Below are 6,713 nucleotides of genomic sequence, written 5' to 3'. Positions count from 1 at the left end.
CACATCCTTTTCTATTTGTTTTTTATACTTACGAAGTCCGTACAACCTGCAAGAGAACACCTGGAGTATTGAAACAATATCCTGCACGAGTTCTTCATTGTTTACGATCACTATTGAAGATATTGGTCGTAAGTATAATAACATCTGTCAGTTGGAGTCCGATTTGCCTCTAGAATTCCTTCCCTGTCCCAACGCTGTAATGTTTTCACAGAAACACCTATTAATTCAGCAAAATCTTTTGGCTTGTAATTTGTGCCATTTGATGTGTTCATAAAAATTTACTTCTTTGAGTATATTTAAACACATTTAATTCTATTAGTTAATAAATTTGGTTACTCAATATATTCTCCTTAAGTTTCATTAAGAATTTGTTACGTTTTCAAAAAACTATTTACAATTACGGGGTTTATTATATAATAGGAAAAGGGAAAAAACAACATTTTTTATCTCACATTGTTTTTATAAGGGAGTTAACAATTTTATGTCTGAACAAAAGAAGAAAAAACGACGGAATCCTACCGGTCGTTTTTTGCATGTATTGATTCTCGTTGTTGCCGTACTGGTGATCTTTGAGGGACGAATGGTCGTCAATATCATCACGCGGCACGGGGTTGCAGAGCAGATCTCACAGCAGCTGGATGAGCTGTTCGCCGGCATCAAGGCGGAACCGTCCGAGACTGAGAAAAGCACAGAACCAAAGACAGACGTTGTTAAGAATGCCGCCAAGGATACCGTAGCCGGTCTGACTCTGGATTCCGGCAATACAACGGACACCAAAGCTTCCTCTTCTTCTGCTTCCTCTTCTGCTTCCGGCTATGTGGAGACCGGCATCGACCACACAAACAAGCAGGTCGTCCAAAAACAGGCCACTGCCATCGATGATACGTACTTTGCTGATGCCACATTCGTGGGAGATTCCCGTCTGGAGGGCTTCCGCAACCAGTCCGGTATCACCACAGGAGATTTTCTTACCAGCGTGGGCATGAACGTCTGCGATATCTTCACCAAGCAGAGCATCGCTTCCCCGGATGGAAACATCACGGTCTTCCAGGCCATGTATCCGGAGAAATGCAAAAAGATCTATTTCATGCTGGGAACCAATGAGCTTGGAAACGTCTGGGAAGACTTCACCAAGGGCTACCGTCTGATGATGAGCGAGACCCGCCGCCTGTTCCCGGATGCTATTATTTATGCCATCGCTGTTCCTTATGTAGAGGAGGCCAAGGTCACTACCGGTGATTACATCAACAATGCCAACGTTGATAAAATGAACAACATCATTTTAAACATCTGTAACGAAGGCGGTTATTATTTCCTGGATGTAAACGAGGTGCTTTCCGATGGAAACCACGCACTCATCAACGGTGCTTCCAGTGACGGCGTCCACATGTACGAAGAATATTGTAAAAAAATGCTGGATTATCTGAAAACCCACTATGTTTCAGAAACTTCCGCTTCTTCAGCAGACACATCTTCAGAGAACAGTTCCGAGACAGAATCCGAAACTTCTTCGGAAACAGAAACTACAGTAAGTAATTAACAAAGGAGATTTACCATGAAAAAACTGAAACTGATCCTCGTTGCCCTTTTATCCCTGCTTCTCCTTGCCTCCTGCGGCGGCAAAAAGAGTTCCGGCGAAGTGACTGTCGATCCTTCTGCACTGGCAAAACAACTGGCAGAGGAAACCGTCACCAGCGATACGCTTTCTGAAATCAGCACGGATATCATGGCTTCCACTTATTTTGTGGACACTGCCAAGATTGAGGCTTCCAGTGCTTACATGAGCACCGGTGCTTCTGCCTGCGAAGCAGCTGTCATCAAATGCAGCGATACCGACTATGTATCTGAGGTAAGTGACCTTCTCAAGCAGCGTGTCAGCAATCAGAAAGACCTCTACTCCTCCTACAATGCAGGAGAGACCACGAAGCTGGAAAACGCCATCATCAAGACCTCCGGCAAATACGTTGTCCTCTGTGTCTGCGACGACACTGCAAAGGCAGAAGAGATCCTGAAAAAAGCAGGTTTCTGATGAAACACAGCCGTATTTTGCGGCATAAAAAAAGAGCGCACAGGCGCTCTTTTTTCTTGCTCTTATTTGTTCAGATATTCTTCGATCTCTTCTCTGGTGGGAAGGGCCGGAATACCGCCCATACGCTGTACGCAGACAGCTCCGGAAGCATTTCCGTAGCGGAGAGCTTCTTTTACGATCTCTTCGGTAAGGTCTGCTTTGCTGTTCACACCACTCATAAGGATCTTGGAAAGGAAACCGCCCCAGAAGGCATCTCCTGCTCCTGTGGCATCCACTGCATGTACTTTATGACCCGGCACATGCTCGGAATGACCGTCGAAGAAGTATTTGGCTCCGTCTGCTCCCAGTGTCTCGACGACAACAGAAATGCCATGCTCTTTCATAAAGTTCGGAATGTTTTCCTCGCCGCCTACAAAATAGAGCTCTTCCTCAGAGATCTTCAGGAAATCTACATAGTCATAAACCTGATCTGCCACTTCTTTGCAGGCTGCCTCGCTCTCCCAGAGGGTATCGCGGTAGTTTACGTCAAAGCTTACCAGTCTGCCGTTATCATGAGCAGTCTTCATGGCATAGAGATTTGCACCTCTGGCGGGTTCTTTTGTCATATTTACGGATCCTGCATGAACCATTCTGGCCTGGCGAATCTCGTTTTCATCAATATCATCCTTTGTAAGAAGCATATCTGCCCCCGGTTTTCTGGCAAATGTAAAGGATCTCTCTCCATTCTCATATAAGGTAACAAAAGCCAGCGTGGTGATTGCTTCCTTTGTCAGCTCCGGGCAGAGGACTTTTACTCCTTCCTTCTCCAGAGTCTCTTTCAGAAAACGTCCGAAGTCATCATCTCCCAGTTTGCCGGCAAATCCGGTGGAAAGACCGTTTCTTGCAATGGCGATCACTGCATTGGCCGGTGCACCGCCGGGATTCCGGACATATGAATTTGCTTCCTTTCCCGGTGTAAAGTCGATCAACATTTCTCCTACGCTGATTACATCCATGGTAGTTCCTCCCTTGTGTTTTATGATGTCGAGGGCAAAAATCTTTTTCCCACAAATTAGTATACAACAGTTTACTGTGAAAAAGCAATTGACTTTTTTCGGATTCTATCCAATAATGGGAAGGAAAGGAGAACTGAACCGTTTATGAAACTGCAGCGTCTTTTAAATCTGACCAGAAAAGCAGTAGAGGAATACCAGATGATCCAGGATGGAGACCGGATCGCCATCGGCGTTTCCGGAGGAAAGGACAGTCTGACGCTTCTCTATGCACTGGCCGGTTTAAGAAAATTTTATCCGCATCCCTTTGAGCTTCATGCCATTTCTGTGGATCTGGGATATCAGGGCTTTGACCTTTCTCCGGTCCGTGAGCTCTGTGAAAGCCTGAAGGTCCCGTATACCATAGTACCCACTCAGATCGGCGGGATCATCACTGCGGCAGGCCGGGAAAGCCATCCCTGTTCCCTCTGTGCCAGGCTCCGGCGCGGTGCCCTCAATCAGGCAGCCAGGGAGCTCGGCTGCAACAAAGTGGCTTATGCCCACCATTCAGATGATATCGTGGAGACCATGATGCTTTCTCTTATGTACGAGGGCCGCTTCTATTCTTTTCCGCCGGTGACTTATCTGGACGGAACGGAACTCACCGTGATCCGGCCGCTGATGTTTGTCTGGGAGGCGGATATCATCGGATTTAAAAATAAATATGCACTTCCCGTCGTGAAGAATCTCTGTCCTGCAGACGGCCATACGAAGCGCCAGGAGATCAAAGAGCTTCTGCGGGAACTGAACCGTCAGAATCATGGAGTAAAAGAGCGGATGCTTACAGCCGTGCTGAACGGCAGGATCCCGGACTGGCCAACGCGTCAGGGCAAATATTTTTTATAGTTTCTTCATAAATATTTGATATTATCATCATGTATTTGGAGAAAACTTGTGGTAGAATAAAGGAAGTCATGGGGCATTGCCCCTGTGGGAATCTTTATCATACAGGAAGTGATTTTATGAATACACAGGTACTTTATGTAAGCGGCACCGGGAATACGGCCGCTGTGGCAAAGGAGATCTTTCAGGCTCTTCCTTCCTCTTCCAAAGATATCCAGGAACTGGATCATGCGAAGAATCCTCTTTCTGCGGACTGTTATTTTATCGGCTTCTGGGCCAACCGCGGCACAGCCAATGTGGAGATCCTGGACTTCTTATCTGAACTCCACGGAAAAAAGGTAGCCCTTTTCGGAACCTGCGGCATGGGAAATTCACCGGAATATTATGCAGAGGTGGAAAAGAAGGTTCGTGCCTTCCTTCCGGATGACAACCAGTATTTCGGCAGCTTTTTCTGTCAGGGAAAAATGCCCATCCGTGTCCGTGAGAAATACGAATCCATGCTCGGCGGCGAGCGTGCCCAGCTGGCCACCCGCCTGATCAAGAATTTTGACGAGGCGCTTTTCCATCCCTCCAGCGAGGACTTTCGAAACGCCGCTTCTTTCGCCAGGACAGCATTTAAAAATATGGAGGCAGATCTATGAAAGAAAAATTCCAGCGTTTTATGATTGGCCGTTACGGGGTGGATGAGCTTGGAAAATATTCCCTTTATCTCACCATTGTCCTTCTGATCCTCGGACTTTTTGTGCGGAGCCGTTTTCTCAACGGCGTTACCTTCCTCATCGTCCTTCTTCTGTACTTCCGCATGTTTTCCAAGAATTATGCCCAGCGCAGAAAAGAGAACGATCTGTTCCTGAAGTACAAGAATCAGGTTGTCCGCTTTTTCAACAAGGAAAAACGGATGATGCAGGACCGGGTGAAATTCCACATCTACACCTGTCCCAGCTGCGGACAGAAGATCCGGATCCCCAGAGGAAAGGGGAAGATTGCCATCACCTGTCCGAAATGCAAAAACGAATTCATCAAAAAAAGCTGAAGTCAGACTTCAGCTTTTTTTATGTTGCTCTCCAGCTCCGGCAGAACCGGTCCGCCGGATTTGAAGAAATATTCTTTTTTCTCTTTGCTCAGGTTCAGGTACCGGGACTGTCCCCGCCGTCTCATGGCCTGAGACAGACCTAATACTTTATTGTATACCCAGAAGGAATAGATCAGCACATCGTTTACTTTTCCGATCTTGTCTTTGGTGGTCTTGTTGTAAATGCTGCCGCCATAGGTAATGGGGGCGTTCGCTTTTACCAGAGAAATCAACTCGGATTCCTTCGTCACCGTTTCCGGCAGACGTGTATAGGCCGTACCGATACAGTTCGTCTTATGAGAATCGCTGCCGCCGAAACCGGGCTTGCCGTAAATATTCGCCAGCTGTCTGGCCTGAATATTCCGTTCTGCATTCTCGCAGGAATTAAAGGTCTCAATAAAGTCAAATTTGTCTACAATATTCCGGTTTTTCCGAAAATATCGGGTATTGGTGAAGCTCAGATATTTTTCACCGAACGGATGAGCCGGGCCCACGATTCCACCGAACGCATGCACGACAAAGAGCAGCATCGGCAGCGGCATCCCCCGCATTTCCAAGATGCGGAGCTTCACATTTTCAGGCATCACAACCAGCATATGGCCGGCGTTGTTGGTGTCATACTCGATTCCTTTTAAAACCACAAAATCTTTGTATTTTTTCCCTTTTAGATGTTCCTTCCAATAGCGGTAACCGTTATAGGTATCATGATCGGTGATCAGCATGCCGTCGTAACCCTTTTCTATCAGGATACGGATATATTCTTCTACACCGATCTTACTGTCCACAGACCCTTCGTGAGTGTGGCAATGCATATCCAGCTTCAAGCACATTCCCTCCCTGTCATCCAGAACTTAAAACTGTCCTTTGTTCAGGATCAGACGGACACCAAAGGGGTTCATGATCACGCCTTTGGCCTGTTTCAGGATCACACTGTTCAGTTTTGCATACGGAATCACGGCAGCACGGAACTGACCATCACGGCAGAATTTGAAGAATTCCGGCATATCTGTGAAGATCGGCTGATAAACGTCGCCGTTTTTCATCTTCATGAACGGAACCTTGCTCTCCTTCTCTCCGTTCTCTTTATCTGCGGTCTGTACCGGAACGATGAAGGTTCCTTCACGGAAATGAGTGATCATCTCCTCCTCCATCTCGCGGAATCTCGGCTGCTGGCCAATGCCCGGTTTGCGGCGGATCTCCTGCATATAATAGATCGTGGTCAGCTGAAGCTCCGGATTCTCTACTTTCACCTTACCCTCCGGCAGTTTGGAATAGTCCGGTCTTCTCACGAGGTCCGTCAGCTGAATGGCCTGTGCGTTCTCCGTGCCGAAATCTACGTTCAGGCCGTTGACACCCATCATAAACAGGCTGGAGTAGAAGCCCAGGAACTGTTTGTTCTCCAGCTTCACGGCAACGACCGGATTCTCCTGCTGCTTGTAGTCCTCTGCCAGTTTTTTGGCATCCTCTTCGTTATGAAACAGGAATACCTGATCGTCATAGCTCTCCGGTTCACAATATACATACGGCATCTTGGTGCATACACTCATGATCACATAAATCTCCGGTGCTTTCTGAAGCTCTTCCAGAAATGCCTTCTTTTCATTCGTCTCCATGGTTATTCTGTCCTCTCTAAAGTTAATCGATACGGTAGGTAAAATTCAATAATTTTTTGTCCGCATTTCGTGATTCTATTATACCTTTTTTCTTCACAGTGGTCAAGTAAAAGTCCCGAAGGGAA

8 protein-coding genes and 2 pseudogenes are annotated in these 6,713 nt (G+C 46.8%); 5 read left to right on the top strand and 5 right to left on the bottom strand.

Translation table 11 applies throughout. The features are described 5' to 3' along the window. Both DXA57_RS17935 and DXA57_RS17930 read right to left on the bottom strand, forming a co-directional pair. Window positions 1-96: pseudogene (locus DXA57_RS17935) on the bottom strand (IS607 family transposase); the annotation flags it as partial. A gap of 17 nt (window positions 97-113) precedes the next feature. Beyond that, window positions 114-272: pseudogene (locus DXA57_RS17930) on the bottom strand (MerR family DNA-binding transcriptional regulator); the annotation flags it as partial. 209 nt (window positions 273-481) lie between these two features. Between DXA57_RS17930 and DXA57_RS13700 the strand changes: the two are divergent. Both DXA57_RS13700 and DXA57_RS13695 read left to right on the top strand, forming a co-directional pair. After that, window positions 482-1,540 carry a GDSL-type esterase/lipase family protein gene (locus DXA57_RS13700; RefSeq protein ID WP_117767876.1) on the top strand — a complete coding sequence of 353 codons (1,059 nt, stop codon included), beginning with the start codon at window positions 482-484 and terminating at the stop codon, window positions 1,538-1,540. A 15-nt stretch (window positions 1,541-1,555) separates the two neighbouring features. Then, complete coding sequence (locus tag DXA57_RS13695) at window positions 1,556-2,029, top strand: DUF4358 domain-containing protein (RefSeq protein ID WP_117767875.1); 474 nt, start codon at window positions 1,556-1,558, stop codon at window positions 2,027-2,029. A 62-nt stretch (window positions 2,030-2,091) separates the two neighbouring features. Here DXA57_RS13695 and DXA57_RS13690 read toward each other — a convergent pair whose 3' ends face one another. After that, complete coding sequence (locus DXA57_RS13690) at window positions 2,092-3,024, bottom strand: PfkB family carbohydrate kinase (RefSeq protein ID WP_117767874.1); 933 nt, start codon at window positions 3,022-3,024, stop codon at window positions 2,092-2,094. Window positions 3,025-3,168: 144 nt separating this feature from the next. Here DXA57_RS13690 and DXA57_RS13685 point away from each other — a divergent pair, with 144 nt between their 5' ends. From DXA57_RS13685 to DXA57_RS13675, 3 genes are all read left to right on the top strand, one after another. Then, window positions 3,169-3,906, top strand: coding sequence for a tRNA lysidine(34) synthetase (locus tag DXA57_RS13685; RefSeq protein WP_117767873.1), 738 nt, complete (start codon window positions 3,169-3,171; stop codon window positions 3,904-3,906). A gap of 116 nt (window positions 3,907-4,022) precedes the next feature. Continuing rightward, complete coding sequence (gene bilS, locus DXA57_RS13680; protein WP_117767872.1) at window positions 4,023-4,544, top strand: flavodoxin family protein BilS; 522 nt, start codon at window positions 4,023-4,025, stop codon at window positions 4,542-4,544. Next, window positions 4,541-4,936 carry a hypothetical protein gene (locus DXA57_RS13675; RefSeq protein ID WP_199612740.1) on the top strand — a complete coding sequence of 132 codons (396 nt, stop codon included), beginning with the start codon at window positions 4,541-4,543 and terminating at the stop codon, window positions 4,934-4,936. The genes bilS and DXA57_RS13675 overlap by 4 nt, the downstream gene beginning before the upstream one ends. Window positions 4,937-4,938: 2 nt before the next feature. Here the strand turns inward: DXA57_RS13675 and DXA57_RS13670 are convergent, their stop codons facing one another. Then, a complete protein-coding gene (locus DXA57_RS13670; protein ID WP_117767871.1) occupies window positions 4,939-5,799 on the bottom strand; it encodes a PHP domain-containing protein in 861 nt (286 codons plus the stop codon). A gap of 27 nt (window positions 5,800-5,826) precedes the next feature. After that, complete coding sequence (locus tag DXA57_RS13665) at window positions 5,827-6,588, bottom strand: SseB family protein (protein ID WP_117767870.1); 762 nt, start codon at window positions 6,586-6,588, stop codon at window positions 5,827-5,829. Window positions 6,589-6,713 lie beyond the last annotated feature (125 nt).

Origin of the sequence: Blautia sp. OF03-15BH (genome assembly GCF_003463065.1) — a bacterium.
Classification (GTDB): domain Bacteria; phylum Bacillota; class Clostridia; order Lachnospirales; family Lachnospiraceae; genus Limivivens.
Note: the sequence above shows the minus strand (reverse complement) of the source record. Positions and strands in the feature narration are given on the sequence as shown.